Source organism: Desulfocurvibacter africanus subsp. africanus DSM 2603 (genome assembly GCF_000422545.1).
GTDB lineage: Bacteria > Desulfobacterota > Desulfovibrionia > Desulfovibrionales > Desulfovibrionaceae > Desulfocurvibacter > Desulfocurvibacter africanus.
Window position 1 is genome coordinate 149,144 of sequence record NZ_AULZ01000008.1, and the last position, 18,854, is coordinate 167,997.

Consider the following 18,854-nt stretch of genomic DNA (forward strand, 5'->3'; position numbering starts at 1 on the left):
TTAAGGTTTGCAAAGGCCTTCTTTTTTCAAAAGGGCCACATTGTCAACAGCCAGGGAAAATATAGCCGGTTGCCACTGTACGCATTAACGGCCGGCCACAAGAGACTACCGGGAAGGAGCATCGGCCATGAACAGAATCTATAGCCTTGCCACCTACTTACGGCAGCGCTTCGGTAGGCGCTTGCGCAAGATACCGTTGGACGCTGGCTCCGGCTGCCCGAATCGTGACGGGAGCATATCCCGCCAGGGGTGCGCATTCTGTAATGCGCGCGGCTCGGGCACAGGCTTGGCCACAAGCGGCTTGTCCCTGTCTGAACAGTGGGCCCGGCTTGCCTCACGCAAGACTCCCGGCCAAGCGGATGAGGCAGCCCCACCTTCCCTCATTGCCTACCTGCAGTCCTTCTCCAACACCTACGGACCAGCCGCCCGACTCGCCAATCTCCTGAAAGAGATCAGCGTATTGCCAGGACTTGCGGCCATCAGCGTAGGCACTCGACCGGACTGCCTGGACAGGGAAAAACTGGCCATCCTCGCCAGGGCCGGCATCCCCGAAACGTGGCTGGATATCGGACTGCAGTCATCCGACAACTCAACCCTCGCACGAATCGGCCGTGGCCACAACTTTGCCTGCTTCGCCTCGGCCGTGGAGCAGGCCGCCACTTTCGGACTCAAGGTCTGCGCCCATGTCATGGCCGGGCTGCCAGGCGAGGGTGAAACCGAGTTCCTGGCCACGGTCAGAGCCGTGAGCGCCCTGCCTGTGCGCGGCATCAAGTTCCACAACCTGCTCGTGTTGCGGGAAACGGCCCTGGAGACGATGTGGAGAACCGGTAAGTATTCCCCCCTCACCCCTTCGCGCTACGTGTCCATGCTCTGCCTAGCCCTTGCAGAAACCCGGCCGGACATGGTCGTACACCGCCTCCAGGCCGATCCCGCCCCAGGCGAACTAGTCGCCCCCGACTGGGCGGGCGATAAATCCGCCCTGCTCACGCGCATTCGCGAGGAGCTGACCAATCGAGATCTCTGGCAGGGTAAAGCGGTCGGCGCCCAAACCGGCATTCCGGTCTGGTTCGACCACACCCACGGCTTGCCGTCAACGCTGCAATGACCATGCCTTGACAACCGTTTCATCCATGCCAACTACTTAAAGACCAAGACGTCCACGTTTATTAGACATATCACCCTAGTGGTGTCCATGCCGTCCTCCATGAAAACTCAACTCGCAGGGTATCGTCGGCCCAGGCTTCATATTTTTGACGGTCAAGCCGACGGTTCTTGCGCACTTGCCCCCCCAGCGCACACGGCACGGTGACCGCGTGGAGTAAGGAGAGCCCATGAGCTTCGAAGTCATCATCTCAAAACCGCTATGCCTGTCCCTACATTGGGAATCGGATAGCATTGCGGCCATTGGACTGGACTGGGCAGGCCCTGACGCCCCATCCGGTCCTGAACCTACAAGCAGATACGGGCGCGCCTTGGCCCAAACGTTGACCCGCTACCTGGCCGGCGAGCGCGTGGAGTGGCCCGAGCTGCCGCTCGCCATGGACGGACTAACTCCTTTCCGTCGCGAAGTGAGTGAGACCCTGGCTAAGGACGTGCGGCATGGCCAGCTCACGACCTATGGCCAACTAGCGTCCCTCGTCGGCAGGCCCGGAGCTGCCCGAGCGGTGGGCCGAGTCATGGCCACCAATCCCTGGCCCCTGGTAGTGCCCTGCCACCGGGTCATCGGGACGGGCGGAAACCTGACCGGCTTCGGGCCGGGCATTGCAATGAAAAAATTCCTCCTCGACCTTGAACAGACTTCGCAGAGCGGTTAGTCTGTACCTTTCGAGGGAGGTACCGCCATGCTGCCTATGGAAAAGGCAACGCTTAAGAACCGGATTATCGACGATATGCGTGGACTGGAAGTCCATGTGGAAGAACTTAAGACCCTGTCCGCGCCCGAGACCCCGGATTGTTCCGTGGGAAGGCTTGGGCGCATGGGCGGGCTGGCCAGTCGGGCGGTCAACGAAGCAGCGCTTCAATCCGCCATGACCAGGCTAATCGGGCTCAGGCGCGTGATGGCCTGCATCGACAGCCCTGAATTCGGCCTGTGCGAGGAATGCGGCGAGAAGATTCCAATCAAGCGGCTCATGGCCATGCCGGAGACCCGCTTCTGCGTGCATTGCGCGCAGATGGTCCAAGGCTAGGCTTACGGCGGCGGCCCCGGTCCGCGTTTGCGGGCCGGGGCCGTTTGCCGTCAAAAGAGGAATACCCAGCGCGGCGCGCTGATTGCGGAAGTCATTTCGGAAACAGCCTCGGAAGCCGGCTCAATGATGGCGGCGGAGAGGACACGGAGCAACAGGCTCTTTTCTTCGATCGGGCCTTCCAGCACAGGCGTTTCACCGGTAAGGCCGCACCTCTCGCGCAACAAGTCCATGGCATCTTCCATGCCGCCCAGATGATCGACCAGGCCAAGCCCATGCGCCTGGCGACCGGTGAAGGCCCGGCCATCGGCCAGGGCGGCCACCTGCTCGCGCTCCATGCCCCGAGCTTGCGCAATGTCACTCACGAACTGGTCATGCATGTCCATGACCACGGCCGTGAGGTATTCGCGTTCGCGCGGGCTCATCTCCCGGAACGGAGTGCCTGCGCCTTTCATCTCGCCACTTGTGATGAGCGTTTGGGACAGGCCGACCTTTTCGGCCAGGGCCCGAATGTTGAGAAGCTCCATGCGCACACCGATGGAACCCGTAAGTGTCGAGGGATTAGCCATGATTTCCTGGGCTGCGGCCGCGATATAATATCCGCCGCTGGCGGCCACGGCGCCCATGCTGGCTATCACGGGCTTGCGCTCGGCCAGGCGGAGTACGGCGGCGTAAACCTCCTGGCTCGGAGCCACCACGCCGCCAGGCGAGTCTATGCGCAGCAATACGCCTTTTATGGAATCATCGCGTTCCAACTCACCGATCCAGCCCACCAGATCCTCGGACCCGACGATAAGCCCCTCCACCCTCACGACACCGAGGCGTGCGCCGGCAAACTCGCCTGTCGGGAGAAGATGAAAGGCGGCCATGGCGCCTCCGAAGAGGGCCATGGCCGCCGCTAGGAGCATAAGACCGAAGAGAATCGGGTGGCGCTGGCTAAAACTAGCCTTCGTCGCCGCTGGATTCGGCATTGGCGTCCTCGAGCTTCTGCTTGATCAGGTCGCCCAGGGTGCTGCCGCCGGTATCCGCGCCGCTTGTGGTGCGGAATTCGCGTGGCTTCTTGCGTTCCTCTTCTTCCTTGAGCTGCTTGATGGACAGGCCAAGCCGACGCTCGTCAGCGCTCACGTGGATGACCTTGGCTTCGATCTCCACGCCTTCCTTGAACAGCTCGGCCGGATTCTTGACCTTCTTATGGCTGATCTCGGAAACGTGCACCAAGCCCTCGATGCCTTCCTCGACCTCGACGAACAGGCCGAAGTCGGTGATGTTGGTCACGATGCCCTTGACCGTGGCGCCGACAGGATACTTGCCGGGGACTTCGTTCCAGGGATCTTCGTTGAGCTGCTTGACGCCCAGGGTGAACTTCTCGTTCTCCTTGTCCACGGTCAGCACCTTGGCCTGCACCGTGTCGCTGACCTTGTACATCTCGCCGGGATGGCGGATCTTCTTGGTCCAGGAGATGTCCGAGACGTGGATCAGGCCGTCGATGCCATCCTCGATGCCGATGAACAGGCCGAACTCGGTGATGTTCTTGATGGTGCCCTCGAGGATGGTGCCCTCGGGGTACTTCTCGGCCACCAGATCCCACGGGTTGGGCTTGATCTGCTTCATGCCGAGGCTGATGCGCTTCTTGTCCGGGTCCACGCCCAGCACGACCACCTCGACCTCATCGCCGGGATGGACCATCTGGGAAGGATGGCGCAGCTTGCGCGTCCAGGACATCTCGGAGATGTGTACCAGACCTTCAACGCCGGGCTCCAACTCCACGAAGGAGCCGTAGTCCACGAGATTGGTCACGCGGCCCTTGAGCCTGGCGCCCTCGGGATACTTCTTGGTGATGTCTTCCCAGGGATCGGGCACGAGCTGCTTGAGGCCCAGGGAGACCTTCTTGTTGTCCTTGTCGAAGGACAGGACCTTGAGCTCCAGCTCGTCGCCCAGGCCGACCATTTCCTTGGGATGGCGAATGCGCCGCCAGGACATGTCCGTGATGTGCAGCAGACCGTCCAGTCCGCCGAGGTCGACGAACACGCCGTACTCGGTGATGTTCTTGACCTTGCCCGTGACAACCTGACCCTCGGACAACGTCTCCAGCAGCTCCTTGCGCATATGCTCGCGCTGCTCCTCAAGGAGCACGCGGCGGGAGACGATGACGTTGGAGCGGCGACGGTTGATCTTCAGGACACGGAACTCGTAGTCCTTGCCAACCAGCGCGTCCATGTCGGGCACGGGGCGCAGATCCACATGCGAACCGGGCAGGAAAGCCTCCACGCCGCCAAGGTCCACGGTGTAACCGCCCTTGACCCGACGCATGATGCGGCCGCTGATGGTCTTGTCGCCTTCCTGCACGTCCTCGAGCTTGTCGAAGAGCTTCATGCGCTGGGCACGCTCGCGGGACAGGACGATGGTGCCTTCGACCTCGTCCTTGCGCACCACGAAGACGTCTACCTTGTCGCCGACCTTCACGGTCACATTGCCGTTGCTATCGGTGAACTCCCCAATGGGAAGTTGGCCTTCGGACTTGAAGTTGACGTCCACCAGCACGTGGTCGGTGTCGATCTTGACCACTTCGCCGGAGACGATGTTGCCGTCTTCGATGGCCCCGAAGTCCTCATTCAGGTAGTTGTCCAGGGCCGAGGCGAAATCGATGTTCTCGGCAAAGTCGGCGTCGCCGCCGTGGGTTACTGTTTTTTCCATGCTTTGAGTTGCGTTTGTCATAGATACCTCCAGGCTCCTCTGACGAAAATTTACGTGTCAATACCAGAACGGAATCGTAATGACAACTCCGGCTCTGGCCTCTGGCCGTGTTTTCTCCCTCCAGTGTTCGCAGCATGCCCCGTCGGTTTTCGTGTCGGGGCAACGTCAGCGCGGCACATGGGTCGGGACGCGACGATGGTCAAATAAAATCCAGGGAGCGTATTGCCTCGACGGGATGAACTATTGATTGATCTACGCCAATGCCGACAGGTCGTACGCGCCTGCCTCCTCCACCATGGCCTTGACCGTGCGCCCAGGGGCCACTCCCGGCCCGCTCACATAGACCACGCCGTCCACCTCCGGGGCCTGAAACCAAGCCCGTCCGATGTGCAGGCCCGGCCAATCAGGGCTCGGCTCGTCCACGAGCACGTCCAATTCCTGCCCGACATAGCCGGCCATGAGCTCCTCGCTGATTTCCTCCTGGGCTTCCATGAGCAGGCGCACGCGCTCCTGCTTGATATCCTCGTCCACCTGGCCTTCCATGCCCGCCGCTGCGGTGCCTTCCTCGGGCCAGTAGGGAAAAACTCCCAGGTGGGTCAGGCGCGCCTTGCGCACGAAATCCAGCAGGGCCTGGAAGTGTTCCTGGGTTTCGCCTGGGAAGCCGGCGATAAGGCTCGTGCGTATGGCCGCCTCGGGGAAGCGTTCACGCACGCGGTCCAGCACGCGCCAGGGATCGCGGGCGAAAGGCCGCCCCATGCGCGAAAGGATCTCGGGGTGCGCGTGCTGCAGCGGAATGTCGAAGTAGGGGAGCAGAGGCGCTCCGGCCGTACGCAGAAAGGAAAGCAGCTCGTCGGTAAGGCCGGCGGGATAGAGATACATGAGACGCAGGCGCGCCAGGCCGGACAGCGGCAGCAATTGCTCCAGCAAGCGGATCAGGCCATCGGATCCCTCGGCCTCCCGGCCGTAGGCGGTCAAATCCTGAGCCACGAGCACAAGCTCGCTCACGCCCCTGTCCAGGAGCATGCGCGCCTCGACCAGCAACCGATCCGCCGGCTCGCTGCGCAACTTTCCGCGGATCGACGGGATGGTGCAGAAGGAGCATGCGTGGGAGCAGCCCTCGCTGACCTTGAGGTAGGCGTAGCTGACGGGTCCGCCAAAACGCGCCGGCCAAGCCGCGAGCTCCGGCCCCTGCGCCAGGCCCCGGCGCTGCAAGGCTTCGGAGACCATGCTCGGCCAGTGGTCCATGGCGTCCAGGGGCAGCCACAAGTCCACCTCGGGCATCTCCGGCGACAGCTCGCCGGCATAGCGGCTGACCAGGCAGCCGGCCACGGCCAAAAGCGGCCGGTTCCGGGCGTCTGCCTCTCCGGCCGCCGAAGCGGCGTCGAGCACGGCCTGCAACGATTCCTCCACCGCGGGCCGGATGAATCCGCAGGTGTTTATAAAAATAAGCTGCGCATCCTCGGGCTTGTCCACGGGGCACACCTTGCCCAGAGCGCCGAGCAGCCGTTCGGAGTCCACGCGGGTCTTGGGACAGCCCAAGCTTACACTGTATATTTTTAGGGTTGGCATGTTTGGCCTGCTTTCAAAAAGAGATTTTTTTACATCATGTCCCACGGGCTGCAAAGGCTTTTCATGCTCTCCTGGGCCACAGCCATGGTCCGCACCCGCAATAGGGCTACACTTGATTCCCCAAGCCTTTCACTGCTACACTGTAGCGCCTTGGATTGTGGTCAAGGACGCCGGTTTCCAATGATTCAATCGCCGAGCATCACCTCTGACTGCAACCGCAATTTTTGTGCCCGCAAGGGATGTCTCCCAAAGACACCCGGCCGGCATTTCCGCGAGGAAGGAGAATCCCTGTGCGACGGGCGGCCCCTGTCCCTTCCAGGCCAACTGCCTACCGGCGCCAAATCCGAGGCCATGCACTCCCTAGTGGACACGCTGAGCCGGCTGCAAGACCTCAAACTTTACACCCTTCCAGGCTTTAACGCCAAGGGCGAGTTGACAAATATGGTCGAGAAGCGCCGCGACATCACCAAGCGCGCCCGTATGGCGAGCGAGTACAATTTCGTCTGGCCCACCCAAGGCCACGCCGGCGATATGAATGCCAATGCAATGGCGCAGAAAAGCCGGTTGGGCATGGATGCCAAGCGAGTCTTGTCCCTGCGCCCGGTCCTGAGCATGCCCGCTGTCACTGACGAAGACCCGGGCGCATAACGAATTTGGGGGGCAGCGTGCAAAAAATCGTACTGGCCACGCGCAACCGAGGCAAGATCGCCGAACTGTCGGCCATGCTCGGACCGCTGGATGTCGAAGTCGTGGGCCTGGACGCCTTTCCCGAGATCGGCGAGATCCAGGAGACAGGCAAGACCTTCGAGGAGAACGCGCTCATCAAGGCCCGGGCGGTATGCCAAGCCACCGGACTGCCGGCTCTGGCCGACGATTCGGGCCTGGTGGTGGACGCCCTGGCCGGCGCGCCGGGCGTATACTCGGCCCGCTTCGCCGGCGAACGCGCCACCGACGCGGACAACAATGCCAAGCTCCTGCGCGAGATGGCCACGGTCCCGCCCGAGCGCCGCTCCGCCCATTTCGTATGCGTGGTGGCTGCCGTGGCTCCCAACGGAGCCACGGTAACCGCGCGTGGCACTTGGGACGGCGAGATAGCCCGAAAGCCCAAGGGCCAGGGCGGTTTCGGCTACGATCCACTCTTCCTGGACCCCGAACTTGGCATGTCGGCGGCCGAACTCGGTCCGGAACAAAAAAACGCACGCAGCCATCGGGGCAGAGCCCTGCGCAAGCTCATGGATATTTGGCCCGATTTTTGGAAAAAGATTTCAGCCTCACCGGGCTCCCAAGGAGCAACGGAGGGCTGAGGCTTGAGCGTATTCAATCAGCGAACCCTATCACTCCCTGGAGTGCAGCATCATGTGCGGCATCATCGCCTATTGCGGGCATAGGCCCGCGGCTCCCGTCATCCTCGAAGGCCTCAAGCGCCTGGAATACCGTGGTTACGACTCCGCCGGGCTGGCCGTGCCCCAGGGCGGCGCGCTGCGCGTGGTGCGCAAGCCCGGCAAGCTCGCGGAGCTGGAAAAGGCCGTGCCCGAGGCCGGCAACATCATGAACGCCACCCACGGCATGGGCCATACGCGCTGGGCCACCCACGGCAGCCCGAGCGAGCGCAACGCCCACCCGCACCTCGACTGCAAGGGCAGCCTGGCGCTCGTGCACAACGGCATCATCGAGAACTACCAGGAAATCAAGACCGAGCTCGCGGCCACGGGCTACACTTTCTCCTCGGACACCGACTCCGAGGTGCTGGCCAACCTCATCGCCGAAGGGCTCACGCACAAGGCGAGCGTGCCCGAGGCCATCTCCTGGGCCCTGTCACGGGCCGAAGGCGCTTACGCCATCGTCGTTATGCACAAGGACCACCCCGGTCAAATCTGGGGCGCGCGCCAGACCAGCCCGCTGGTCATGGGCCTTGGCGTGGGAGAGATCTTCCTGGCCTCGGACATCCCGGCTTTTCTGCCCTATACGCGCGAAGTGGTCTTTCTGGAGGACGGCGAACTCGTGCAGATGGACGCCGGCTCCTGGAAGGTCATGGACGCCGCCACGCTCGCGCCCGTGGAAAAGCAGACCCACACCATCACCTGGGACGTGCAGTCGGCCCAAAAGGGTGGCTACAAGCATTTCATGCTCAAGGAGATCTTCGAGCAGCCGCGTGTCATCCACGATTGCCTGCTGGGCCGCGTGGACCACGCCACCAACGAGGTGTCTCTGCCCGAGCTCGATGCCATGCCCGTGCCCAAGCGGCTGCACATCGTGGCCTGCGGCACCTCGTTCCACGCCGGCCTGTGGGGCAAGCAGCTCATCGAGTCCTGGGCCAAGGTGCCCGTGAACGTGGAGATCGCCAGCGAATTCCGCTACCGCCAGCCCATCCTGGAGCCCGAGGACATGGTCCTGGCCATCAGCCAGTCAGGCGAGACCATCGACACCCTGGCCGGCCTGCGTCTGGCCAAGGAGCAGGGCGTCAAGGTCGTGGGCCTGTGCAACGTGGTGGGTTCGACCATCGCCCGCGAGTCCAACTACGTGGTCTACACCCAGGCCGGCCCGGAGATCAGCGTGGCCTCCACCAAGGCCATGTGCAGCCAGCTGACTTTGCTCACGCTGCTGGCCCTGTACTGGAGCCGGCGCAAGGGGCTCATGGCCGACGACGAGCGCAAAAAGGCCATGCGCGGCCTGCTGGGCCTGCCCGAGGTGCTGGAGGCCAGCCTGCCGGCCATGCGCGACAAGGCCCGCTTCCTCGCGCGCACCTACTCCGAGGCTAAGAGCTTCTTCTACCTGGGCCGCGGCCTGTGCTACCCGCTGGCCCTGGAGGGCGCGCTCAAGCTCAAGGAGATCTCCTACATCCACGCCGAGGGCTATGCCTCCGGCGAGATGAAGCACGGCCCCATCGCCCTGGTGGACCCGAAATTCCCGACGTTCGCCCTGGCGCTCAACGACGCCCTCTACCCCAAGGTCAAGTCCAACCTCATCGAGGTGCAGGCGCGCGGCGGCAAGATCATCGCCCTCACCCACCCCGGCCTGGACCTGAGCGTGGATCATCCCTGGCTGCTGCCCGAGGTCTGGGGCCCGCTGAACGCCTTTTTGGCCCTACCGGCCCTGCAGCTCTTCGCCTACGAGGTGGCCGACTACCTGGGCAAGGACGTGGACCAGCCCAGGAACCTGGCCAAGAGCGTCACCGTGGAATAACATGCGCGTACCGGAACCGTTCGCGCCGCGGCTCATCCCGGCCATTTTTCTTTGCGTTTTGCTGAACCTGCTCATGACTTGGCCAGGCAACGGTCAAGCCTGGGCAGCCACGGCGGCAACGAGCTATAAGGCCGGCTGGCACGCCTTCCACTCCCTGCTCAAGAACCAGGACAAGGCAAGCCAGCGCAGCGCATGGTCCCAGGTTGAGGAGCATTTCCGCCGAGCATATGCCGGTGATCCCGAAGGCTCCTACGCTCCCAAATCCCTCTTCTATCTGGGCCGGGTCCATGAAGAGCTGGGCCTGCGTTCCAACCGCAAGGACGATTTCATCAGGGCCGTGGACTATTTCCAGCGCATGTCCACGCGCTTTCCGAATCATGCCTGGACCGACGACTCCCTTCTGCGCAAGGCCAAAATCAATCTGGAACGCTTGGGCGAGAAGGATTTGGCCTACGTGGACCTGCTGCTTATCGTGCACAACCACAAGAAAGGTGACATGCACGCGCAGGCCCAGGCCATGCTCCTGGATCTGGACCGAAAAAACGCCGGCTTGCCACCGCAAGCCCCGGCCCTGCAGCCGGTCATGTCCGGCCCGCCTTCGGCCAGGGCCTCGGGCGTGGTGCGGCCCGAAGTGAAGACCATAGGGCTTGCCAGCCTGAACGACATCCGCCATCGCAGTTCCAGCGATTACACGCGCGTGGTCATCGACGTGGACGCCGAAGTCGAGTTTCGCTATCAGCTGCTGCAGCCCAACGCCTCCCAGGGTCTGCCGCACCGACTGTTCATCGACCTGCAGTCGACCAAACTCGCCGGAGGCCCCGCGCGCACCCTGAGTGTGAGCGACGGCATCCTCTCCGGCATCCGCGCGGCGCAGAATCAACCCGACGTGGCCCGCGTGGTGCTCGATTTCCAGGATCTCCAAAACTACCACGTATTCACCCTGCCCGATCCCTACCGGGTAGTGGTGGACGTCTATGCGACGGAGCGAAAGCCCCAGGCGCTGGCCCAGGCCAAGCCCGTGCAGGGCGCGGCGGCCGGAGACGTGCCCCTTGCCGTATCCGCATCTCCGGGGGCGGTGGGCGAGCTGATCGAGCAGCTGGGGCTCACGGTGCATACGGTCATGATCGACGCCGGCCACGGCGGCAAGGACCCGGGGGCCGTGGCCTATGGCCTCAAGGAAAAAAACATCGTGCTCTCGCTGGCCCTCAAGGTGGGCCAGCGACTTAAATCCAAGGGCTTCAACGTGATCTACACGCGCACCACGGACGTGTTCATCCCCCTGGAAGAGCGCACGGCCATGGCCAACGTGCAGAAGGCCGACATGTTCGTGTCCATCCACGTCAACGCCAACCGCAAAACTGAAATCCACGGCCTGGAGACATACTCCTTGAACCTGGCCAGGACACAGGATGCCGTGCGCGTGGCCGCGCGCGAGAACGCGGTTTCGGAGAAGCGCATCTCGGACCTGCAAGTCATCCTGACCGACCTCATGCTCAACTCCAAGGTGCGTGAGTCAACGGACCTGGCCAAGTTCGTGCAAAGCGCCACTATCGCCTCGGTAAAAAGGTCCTACAACCTGAAGGACCACGGTACGCGCGAGGCGCCGTTCTATGTGCTCATGGGCGCCAAGATGCCCTCCATCCTCGTGGAAGCCGGCTACCTGACCAATAAGAACGAAGCGAACAGGCTCAGAAACCCGCGCTACCAGGACATGCTGGCCGACGGCATCGTGCAGGGCGTTCTGGAATACAAGAAGAAGATCGAGCGCTACGCGAGTTTGTAAGACAATTCGCGGATGAATCGGGAAAGGGCTTTGCCCTCTCCCGAACCCTCACCCACCAGGGAACTCGGCCCCCTGGACCCCGCATTCCGAGACGGCCGGAGGACAATAGTGCAGGACAGCACTATTGGACGTCGCCGCCTTGGATGACGCCCGCAGGGCGAGGGCCAGGACGGCCCGAGTCAACCGGCCATCTCGACGTAGAGCCAACTACATAGGATTTGAAAAGGTTGTGTTCTCTAGAGCAGATTGCTTTTAAGACGCCCGCTTCGGCGTTGACGGCGCAAGTGAATTGCGCCTACGCCGAAGCTAGCGGCAAGCCATGCCGACGCATGGCTTGCAGAGCATTTTCAAAAGCAAAATGCTCTAAGACGTCTCAGCGCCGTCCCTGGTAGCGCCAAGCGCAGACCAGGCGCTCCAGCAGGTCCGTTCCCTCGTAGAGCAGCACGCCCAAAAGCGACATGCCGAAGATGCCGCTGAACATGCGCAGGTAATCCAGACTGCCCCACGAATCGATGATCAGGTAGCCCAGGCCAGTCTGTGTGGCGAAAGACTCCACGAAGAACAGCACTGCCACGCTGACGCCCGTGCCCAGGCGCAGGGCCGTGAAGCCGTGCGGCAGGGCCGCGGGCAGCAGCACATCCAGGAACACGCGTAACTTGCCTGCCCCCAGGGAAGTCACCGAGTCGATATGCTTGTGGTGCACGCCGCGCACGCCGTCGCGGGTCGTGACCAGGATCTGGTAGGCCAGGATGAGCGCGATCATGGCTATCTTGGAGGCGTCGCCCAGACCAAGCAGGAGCAGGAAGATCGGCAGGAGCACGATCTTGGGGATGGGATATGTCAGGGACACGAAGGGCGACAGGAGCGCGTCGATGCGGCGGCTGCCGCCCATGAGGATGCCCAGCGGAAAGGCGATCAACCAGGCCAGCAGCATGGCCGACACGGCCCGATACGCGCTGGTCCCGAAGTGTCGCCAGAAAGCAGCCGTGAGCGCGTCGCGACCAAAGGCGGCCAAGGCTGCCTCGGGCGGCGGCAGCACGCTGGAGCCCAGCACCTCGGCCAGGGCCTTCCAGGCCAACCCAAGCAGCAGCAGAGCCAGCAGGTAGCGGCCGATCTTGGCCGCGCGGGACCGCCACGAGCGCATCAGAACAGCTCCTCCATGGCAGCGCGCACCCGGCGCACCAAGCCATAGAATTCCTCGCTGTTGCGGTAGCCCTCGCTGCCGAAGCCGGGGTTGTCGAAGCTGCCGGCCACACCGGCCGGGTCGCCGGCCAGGAGCAGGATGCGCCCGCCCAGGTAGACGGCCTCCTCCACGCTGTGCGTCACCAGCACGTAGGGCACCCCCCGCCTTCTCCACATGGCCAGAAGGGTCGCCTGCAACTTCTCGCGAGTGATGGCGTCCAAGGATGAGAACGGCTCGTCCAGCAACAGCGCGCGCGGGCTCATGACAAAGGCCCGCGCAATGGCCACGCGCTGCTGTTCGCCGCCCGAAAGACAGGCGGGCCAGTCGCGCTCACGGCCTTCCAAGCCTACCTCGACCAAGCCGGCTCGGGCGCGCTCGTTGCGCTCGGCACGTCCGATTCCGGCGATCTTCAGCCCCAGGGCCACGTTGTCCAGCACGCTCTTCCAGGGCAGCAGGCCGAAGTCCTGCAAGATGATGGCGGCATCGCCGATACCCTTGCGTACGGGCTTGCCGTCCAGCATCACCTCGCCAATGTCGGGCCGACTCAGACCGCAAAGCATATACAGCAGCGTGGTTTTGCCGCAGCCTGAAGGCCCGAGCACGGCCAGGCTCTCGCCCTGGCCAAGCCGCAGGGACACGTCGCGCAATATTTCACGGCCGCCCGAGAAGCGTTTACCGAGTCGCCTGGCTTCCAGCATGGCAGCGCGGCCTAGCTGGCGGGCACGAGCCGCGCGTAAGGGATGGGCTGAGCGAGCAGGCCCTTGGCGAGCATCCAGTCCTGCACGTCCTTGATCTCCTGGGACGTGGGCAGGCGCGGGTCGGGATAGCGGTACATGGGGAAGGAATCCCTGAGTTCTGGCGGGATGCGACCCGTCTCGGCCATGAGCCTGCGATAATTCTCTGGCTCGGCCGCGATGCGCCGCAGGGCTTCGCAGTAGGCTGCCAGGAAGCTGTCCAGCGTGGCCCGGTCGGCAGCCAGCCGATCGGCCAAACAGAGCACCGTGAGCGGCATGGCCAGATTCTGGTCCGTTGCCAGCACAGTGCCGCCCTTGGACTCGGCCAGGGACAGCAGCGGTTCGGGCAGCAAGGCCAGATCGATCTCGCCGGCCAGCAGCATCTGCATGCGGATGGGGATCTTTTTGACTTCCAGCGGGACCAAGGCCCCGGCCGGGATGGCGTAGGCCGCCTCCATGCGCTGCAGGAGCAGCTCCATGATGGTCGCCCGCGAGATGCTCACTGAATTTTTGGACAATGTCCCCAGGGTCAGGCCAGCCTTGTGTGGAGAAGTGACGAGGCCGAACATGCGCTGGTCCGGGCGCGACTCGTAGGCGATGGACACCACCCGCAAGGGCGCGCCGGTCTTGACCAACAGGAGCGTGGCGATGAGGTCTCCGAAGTAGCCGTCGAGCCGGCCGGTCTGCATGGCCGTGTCCCGCTCCAGGGCGCTCATGAAGCTGACCAGCTCCACGTCCAGCCCCTTGGCGGCGAAAAGCCCTTCGCGCGCGGCCACCTGCAGCGGCAGCGTGTCCAGCACCGGCAGCACGCCGAAACGGATGGTCGCTGCTCCGGCCGAGGTCGCGGACATGAAAAGGATCAAGGCAATGGCGATGGATGCCGTCAGGCTGCGCATGCTCGGGCTCCTGGCTTCGGATCGACTGTGGATATGTGCGGGAACCGGAGTTTTGCTAGCACGCCGGACCGGCCAAGGGAAGCCCCTGCCCGGCGCATCAAGGCGCACGATAAGGGTCGAGACAGCGCTTCTCGCGATCAGGATATAGCCGCGTCCCGCAAGGCTTGCGCCACCTCGTCCGCGCAATTCCTGTCGAGCTTCTGCCCGTCTCCGTCGCGCACGAAGAAGATATCGGCCACGCGCTCGCCCATGGTATCGATCTTGGCCAGGAACACGGACAGGCCAAGGCGGTCCAAAGCCATGGCTAATTCGTACAGCCGGCCTGGCCTGTCCGCGGCGCGCACCTCCAGCACGGTGTAGAAATCCGAAGCCTCGTTGTCCACGCGCACCTCGGGGCAGGCTGCAGCGCCGGTACGACAGCGGTTGAGCGGCGAACGACGACGCTCGGCCAGCCGTTCGTCCAGCTTAAGCTTGCCGGTCAAGGCATTTTTGATCCCTAGCCGCACGCGCTCGAAGACCTCCTGGGGTTGCAGTCGGTCCGGCGGCTCGGCCAAGGTAAATATATCCAGCACCGTGCCGTCGCTCCAGGTGAACACCTCCGCATGCAGGATATTCAGGCCGTGCAGGGACAGGACCCCGGCCATGGTGGCAAAGAAACGTGGCTGGTTCATGGCCGCCACGGTCAGCTCCCAGGCCTTGGCTCCTTCCAGTCTTCTGGCGCGCACGATCGCCAGTCCCAGGCCGCCTCGGCCATGGGGCACGCGACGGCGTTCATCCTCCAGCTCCTTGCGGAATTCGAGCACGAGCGGAAAATGCGAGACAATGGTGGCCGCGTCGAGCGCCTGTACGTAGCGCGGCGGCATGGCCGCCAGAGCAGCTTCCACGAATGTTTGATCATATCCGCCCCTGGCCAGGCCGCGTACCCTGTCGCGCGTGGTCAGGGCCCTGCGCATGGCGTCGGACGTGGACAACCAGCCGCGCTCCAGCAGCCGGCGGGCCTTGGTGTACAATTCGCCCATGAGCGCGGCCTTCCAGCCATTCCAGGCCCGTGGTCCAGTGGCCTTGGAGTCGGCCACGGACAGCAGGTGCAGCATGGTCAGACGCGGAAGGCTTTCGGCCGCGCGTGCCACCGATGCCGACACTACCTCGTCGCCAAGGTCGGAACGCACGGCCGTGACCGGCAACAACAGGTGCTGACTCACTAGAAAAGTCACGTCTGTTATCATGGACCTGGGCGCGCCCAGGCGGTCGAGCATGTCACGGGCCAGCACTGCCCCGCGCGCCTCGTGGTCCGGCCCGCCCTTGCCCGCATCGTGCAGCAGTCCGGCCAGGAACAAGGCGTCGCGCTGCCCGCCGCTCAACTCTTCCAGCAGCGCGCCAAGGCGCGGGTCGCGGGCTAGCACACCCAATTCGCGCACGGCTTCGATGCTGTGCCGGCCCACGGGATGCTGGTGCAGGCCGTCGAACTGCACGAGATGCTGCGCTTGGCCAAGCTCGGGCAGCAGCACGGCCAGGAAGCCGGTCTCCAGCATGGCGGACAGTGCGTCCGCCCCATAAGGCGCGGGCAGAACGCGACGCAGAAAAGACAAGGCCATGGGCGCGGAGGCTACCGTGGCTGGCGCGCGAGCCAGCCCCTGGCGTACTGCCCGCCTGGATTCCCAAGACAAAGGCTGGCCCGAGAAAGCCATGCGCAAAAAGAGCAGAAAGCCCAGCTCCGGCCAGTCGGCCGGTGACGAATACAAGCCGGGGCGCAGGGTTTCATGGCCCAGCAGGCTATCCAGGAGCGCCTCGCGGGCCATGCGCAGGCCAGTCATGGCCGTCTGCACCCCAGCCAGCAGGCCCTCGGCGGCCAAGCCGGGACTGCCGTCAAAGCCCATGCGCTCCGCCACGGCCGGTTGCAGTTCCTGGTGCAGCACATTGCCTTTGCCGCCGCCAATGGCGTGCAACTGCGTGCGCACGGTCAGCAGAAACTCCGCGTGCCCCTCCAGCTCTTGCCGTTCTGCCGGCTCGAAGAAGCCCTCGGCCTGCGGAAAGAGCTTACCCAGCCAAGCCAGGCGATGTGCGTCGCGCAGGCCGCCCGGCCCGCTCTTCAGGTCAGGCTCCAGGCCGGGGGCATCGCCTTCGGGCGCGCTCTGCGCCAGCCAGGCCGCGAAGTGGCGGGCGTCGATGTGGAGTTGGAATAGCCTCCGGCGGCCGGGGGGAATCATTCCCCCCGGACCCCCTGCAGTATGGGCCTTGTTGCGCCGACGATGCGTCGGCGCAACAAGGCCCATGGCGAGCTCATGGGAAACTTGGTCAGCCGGTTCGTCCTGCTGACCGGAAATACGGGGTTCAGGGGTCCATGTCTGGAAATGACCTCCCTGGTGGGAGGAGTTTGAGGAGGGCAGTGCCCTTCCCAAAGCCTTTTGCATGCGTTCCCGCAACTCCCAAAATATACCCAAGTCACCGGCTATCAGGCGCATATCCAGGAGCGAGGCCAGCACCTGCGGGTCCTCGGCGGCCAGGTCCAGACATTCCTCGAGGGAACGCACGCCATGGCCCACGGCCAGGCGCAGGTCCCATAACGGATGGAATAAGTGGCCGGCCAGGCTTTCCATGGCGGTGGGCTCGTCGGGCCCGGTCATGGAATCAGAACAGGTGGGGGCATCAGGCGAGACGGGCTGATCACTTAAGATTTGTTCGATATGACCATCCCGTGGTCCGGGATCTTCCCGGTACACGAGCAGGACATCGATGTCCGATCCAGGACAGAGCTGCCGGCGGCCGTAGCCGCCCACGGCCAGCAGGACGAAAGGCGGCTGGAGAGGCGCATCGTCGCGCGTCTCCTCCAGCCGCCGCCGAAAGTAGTCGTCCATGGCCAACGCAAGCCGGGCCGGTGCGTCGCTGGCTTGGCCGCCTTGGGCCAGCTCGTCCAGGATCTTTCGCCTCGCGGAGGCCAAGTCCATTGTCGACTCGGTCATGGGAGCCTAGGCATATGTGTGGCTGAGCATTGCACTTTAAAGCTGCAGGGGGTCCGGGGGAAATGATTTCCCCCGGTCGCCGAAGGCATATTCCTGCTAAATGGCGTCCTCGCCCGTCTCTCCGGTGCGGATGCGCACCGTTTCATCCACGTGCGAAACGAAGATCTTGCCGTCGCCGACCTGACCGGTGCGAGCGGCCTTGCAAGCCGTATCGACCACGCTGGGAACAAGCGCGTCCTCGACCACGACTTCGATCTTGGCCTTGGCCACGAAATCCACTTGGTACTCGGCCCCGCGATAGACCTCTTTATGACCCCGCTGGCGGCCGAAGCCTTTGACTTCCGTCACGGTCATGCCCTGAATGCCGATGCCGGCGAGGGCGGTCTTGACTTCATCGAGCTTGAAGGGGCGAATGATTATCTCGATCTTTTTCATGATGTCGCTCCGGCGTGCTGCTGGTTAGATCTGGTATCCGGCTTCCTTGTGTTCGCTCACGTCAAGGCCGCGAACCTCGTCTTCCTCGCTTATCCTTAGGCCGATGGTGGCGTCCACGAGCTTGAACAGGATGTAGCTCACGATGAAGCAGAAGGCCCAGGTGGCCACGATGGATACTATCTGTATCCAGACCTGACCGGGGTTGCCGGCGATGAGGCCTTTGGCGTTCATGGTCGCGAAGATGCCCGTGGCTAATGCGCCCCAGGTGCCGCCCACGCCATGGATGCCCACAACGTCCAGGGCGTCGTCGTACTTGAATTTGCCCTTGAGCATGATGCCGCCGTAGCACAGCACGCCGGCCACCGCGCCGATGATGATGCCGGCCATGGGCCCCACGAAGCCGGCGGCCGGGGTGATGGCCACCAGGCCAGCCACTGCGCCGGAAGCGCCGCCCAGGGTCGTGGGCTTGCCGCGGTGGTGCCATTCGACGAAGATCCAACTCATGGCCGCTGCGGCCGAGGCCAAGTGCGTGGCAACAAAGGCATTTGCCGCGGTTCCGTTAGCCGCCAGAGCCGAGCCCGCGTTGAAGCCGAACCAGCCGAACCAGAGAATGCCCGCGCCCAGGATGGTCATGGGCAGGTTGTGCGGCATGAGCGGCTCGCGGCCGAAGCCACGGCGCTTGCCCAGCACCAGGGCGCCGGCCAGGGCAGCCGCCGCGGAGCTCATGTGCACCACCGCGCCGCCGGCGAAGTCCAGGGCGCCCATCTTGCCCATCCAACCGCCGCCCCAGACCCAGTGGCACATGGGGCTGTAGACCAGGATAAGCCACAGGGTCGAGAAGACCAGAAAAGCCCCGAAGCGCATGCGTTCGGCAAAGGCTCCGGTAATGAGCGCGGGCGTGATGACCGCGAACATGCACTGGAAGATCATGAAGGCCGCGTGGGGCAGGTTGTCCACAGGTCCGTTGGCTTCGCCGCCGACGCCGTTCAGGAACAGGTAGTCGAGCCCGCCGATGATCCCGCCGATATCCGATCCGAAGGAAAGCGAGTACCCGGCCACGGCCCATACGATGGAGGCCAGCCCGAGCAGGGTGAAGCTCTGCATGGTGGTTCCGAGCACGTTCTTGGCCCGGACCATGCCAGCATAGAAAAGCGCCAGGCCCGGGGTCATGAACATGACCAGGGCCGCGCTGACCAGTACGAAAGAGGTATCCGCCGCATTCATTGTCCATCTC

At 63.7% G+C, this 18,854-nt stretch carries 16 protein-coding genes; 7 read left to right on the plus strand and 9 right to left on the minus strand.

The annotated features are described in order from the left end of the window. Nucleotides 1-127 precede the first annotated feature (127 nt). From mnmL to H585_RS0106210, 3 genes are all read left to right on the plus strand, one after another. The gene (mnmL, locus tag H585_RS0106200) at nucleotides 128-1,105 is read left to right on the plus strand and encodes a tRNA modification radical SAM protein MnmL/YtqA (protein WP_027367183.1); all 978 of its coding nucleotides are present in this window, start codon (nucleotides 128-130) and stop codon (nucleotides 1,103-1,105) included. 226 nt (nucleotides 1,106-1,331) lie between these two features. Continuing rightward, complete coding sequence (locus H585_RS0106205) at nucleotides 1,332-1,814, plus strand: methylated-DNA--[protein]-cysteine S-methyltransferase (RefSeq protein WP_027367184.1); 483 nt, start codon at nucleotides 1,332-1,334, stop codon at nucleotides 1,812-1,814. A 27-nt stretch (nucleotides 1,815-1,841) separates the two neighbouring features. Further along, entirely contained in the window at nucleotides 1,842-2,186 is a 345-nt protein-coding gene (locus H585_RS0106210) for a TraR/DksA family transcriptional regulator (RefSeq protein ID WP_014259685.1), read from the plus strand. Between the two features lie 50 nt (nucleotides 2,187-2,236). Here H585_RS0106210 and sppA read toward each other — a convergent pair whose 3' ends face one another. From sppA to rimO, 3 genes are all read right to left on the minus strand, one after another. Further along, the gene (gene sppA / locus H585_RS0106215; protein ID WP_027367185.1) at nucleotides 2,237-3,154 is read right to left on the minus strand and encodes a signal peptide peptidase SppA; all 918 of its coding nucleotides are present in this window, start codon (nucleotides 3,152-3,154) and stop codon (nucleotides 2,237-2,239) included. Further along, nucleotides 3,126-4,898, minus strand: coding sequence for a 30S ribosomal protein S1 (locus H585_RS0106220; RefSeq protein WP_005989084.1), 1,773 nt, complete (start codon nucleotides 4,896-4,898; stop codon nucleotides 3,126-3,128). Before H585_RS0106220 ends, sppA begins: the two co-directional genes overlap by 29 nt. A gap of 231 nt (nucleotides 4,899-5,129) precedes the next feature. Further along, a complete protein-coding gene (rimO, locus tag H585_RS0106225) occupies nucleotides 5,130-6,446 on the minus strand; it encodes a 30S ribosomal protein S12 methylthiotransferase RimO (protein ID WP_027367187.1) in 1,317 nt (438 codons plus the stop codon). A gap of 363 nt (nucleotides 6,447-6,809) precedes the next feature. On the opposite strand from rimO, the gene H585_RS23005 reads away from it, so the two are divergent. From H585_RS23005 to H585_RS0106245, 4 genes are read left to right on the plus strand one after another with little or no spacing between them, the layout of a single operon-like run. Further along, complete coding sequence (locus H585_RS23005) at nucleotides 6,810-7,094, plus strand: hypothetical protein (RefSeq protein ID WP_138708167.1); 285 nt, start codon at nucleotides 6,810-6,812, stop codon at nucleotides 7,092-7,094. 17 nt (nucleotides 7,095-7,111) lie between these two features. Then, entirely contained in the window at nucleotides 7,112-7,750 is a 639-nt protein-coding gene (locus H585_RS0106235; RefSeq protein ID WP_027367189.1) for an XTP/dITP diphosphatase, read from the plus strand. A gap of 52 nt (nucleotides 7,751-7,802) precedes the next feature. Then, complete coding sequence (gene glmS, locus H585_RS0106240) at nucleotides 7,803-9,629, plus strand: glutamine--fructose-6-phosphate transaminase (isomerizing) (RefSeq protein ID WP_027367190.1); 1,827 nt, start codon at nucleotides 7,803-7,805, stop codon at nucleotides 9,627-9,629. A gap of 1 nt (nucleotide 9,630) precedes the next feature. Further along, entirely contained in the window at nucleotides 9,631-11,412 is a 1,782-nt protein-coding gene (locus tag H585_RS0106245) for an N-acetylmuramoyl-L-alanine amidase (protein ID WP_027367191.1), read from the plus strand. Nucleotides 11,413-11,785: 373 nt separating this feature from the next. Here H585_RS0106245 and H585_RS0106250 read toward each other — a convergent pair whose 3' ends face one another. The 6 genes from H585_RS0106250 to H585_RS0106275 form a co-directional block, all read right to left on the minus strand. Next, nucleotides 11,786-12,556: an ABC transporter permease gene (locus H585_RS0106250; RefSeq protein WP_027367192.1), complete on the minus strand. Its 771-nt coding sequence runs from the start codon at nucleotides 12,554-12,556 to the stop codon at nucleotides 11,786-11,788. Further along, nucleotides 12,556-13,293, minus strand: a complete 738-nt coding sequence (locus H585_RS0106255) for an ABC transporter ATP-binding protein (RefSeq protein WP_027367193.1) — start codon at nucleotides 13,291-13,293, stop codon at nucleotides 12,556-12,558. The genes H585_RS0106250 and H585_RS0106255 overlap by 1 nt, the downstream gene beginning before the upstream one ends. A gap of 11 nt (nucleotides 13,294-13,304) precedes the next feature. Then, nucleotides 13,305-14,225, minus strand: a complete 921-nt coding sequence (locus tag H585_RS0106260) for an ABC transporter substrate-binding protein (RefSeq protein WP_027367194.1) — start codon at nucleotides 14,223-14,225, stop codon at nucleotides 13,305-13,307. A 137-nt stretch (nucleotides 14,226-14,362) separates the two neighbouring features. After that, nucleotides 14,363-17,185 (minus strand): [protein-PII] uridylyltransferase family protein, encoded by a 2,823-nt coding sequence (locus H585_RS0106265; RefSeq protein ID WP_027367195.1) that lies wholly within the window; start codon nucleotides 17,183-17,185, stop codon nucleotides 14,363-14,365. A gap of 96 nt (nucleotides 17,186-17,281) precedes the next feature. Continuing rightward, entirely contained in the window at nucleotides 17,282-17,620 is a 339-nt protein-coding gene (locus H585_RS0106270) for a P-II family nitrogen regulator (protein WP_027367196.1), read from the minus strand. 24 nt (nucleotides 17,621-17,644) lie between these two features. Next, a complete protein-coding gene (locus tag H585_RS0106275) occupies nucleotides 17,645-18,844 on the minus strand; it encodes an ammonium transporter (RefSeq protein ID WP_027367197.1) in 1,200 nt (399 codons plus the stop codon). Nucleotides 18,845-18,854: the final 10 nt, after the last annotated feature.

Bases quoted from the DNA above. Each gene is read 5' to 3' on its own strand.
- mnmL (WP_027367183.1), top strand. From the start codon at position 128: ATGAACAGAATCTATAGCCTTGCCACCTACTTACGGCAGCGCTTCGGT.
- H585_RS0106205 (WP_027367184.1), top strand. From the start codon at position 1,332: ATGAGCTTCGAAGTCATCATCTCAAAACCGCTATGCCTGTCCCTACAT.
- H585_RS0106210 (WP_014259685.1), top strand. From the start codon at position 1,842: ATGCTGCCTATGGAAAAGGCAACGCTTAAGAACCGGATTATCGACGAT.
- sppA (WP_027367185.1), bottom strand. From the start codon at position 3,154: ATGCCGAATCCAGCGGCGACGAAGGCTAGTTTTAGCCAGCGCCACCCG.
- H585_RS0106220 (WP_005989084.1), bottom strand. From the start codon at position 4,898: ATGACAAACGCAACTCAAAGCATGGAAAAAACAGTAACCCACGGCGGC.
- rimO (WP_027367187.1), bottom strand. From the start codon at position 6,446: ATGCCAACCCTAAAAATATACAGTGTAAGCTTGGGCTGTCCCAAGACC.
- glmS (WP_027367190.1), top strand. From the start codon at position 7,803: ATGTGCGGCATCATCGCCTATTGCGGGCATAGGCCCGCGGCTCCCGTC.
- H585_RS0106245 (WP_027367191.1), top strand. From the start codon at position 9,631: ATGCGCGTACCGGAACCGTTCGCGCCGCGGCTCATCCCGGCCATTTTT.
- H585_RS0106250 (WP_027367192.1), bottom strand. From the start codon at position 12,556: ATGCGCTCGTGGCGGTCCCGCGCGGCCAAGATCGGCCGCTACCTGCTG.
- H585_RS0106255 (WP_027367193.1), bottom strand. From the start codon at position 13,293: ATGCTGGAAGCCAGGCGACTCGGTAAACGCTTCTCGGGCGGCCGTGAA.
- H585_RS0106260 (WP_027367194.1), bottom strand. From the start codon at position 14,225: ATGCGCAGCCTGACGGCATCCATCGCCATTGCCTTGATCCTTTTCATG.
- H585_RS0106265 (WP_027367195.1), bottom strand. From the start codon at position 17,185: ATGACCGAGTCGACAATGGACTTGGCCTCCGCGAGGCGAAAGATCCTG.
- H585_RS0106270 (WP_027367196.1), bottom strand. From the start codon at position 17,620: ATGAAAAAGATCGAGATAATCATTCGCCCCTTCAAGCTCGATGAAGTC.
- H585_RS0106275 (WP_027367197.1), bottom strand. From the start codon at position 18,844: ATGAATGCGGCGGATACCTCTTTCGTACTGGTCAGCGCGGCCCTGGTC.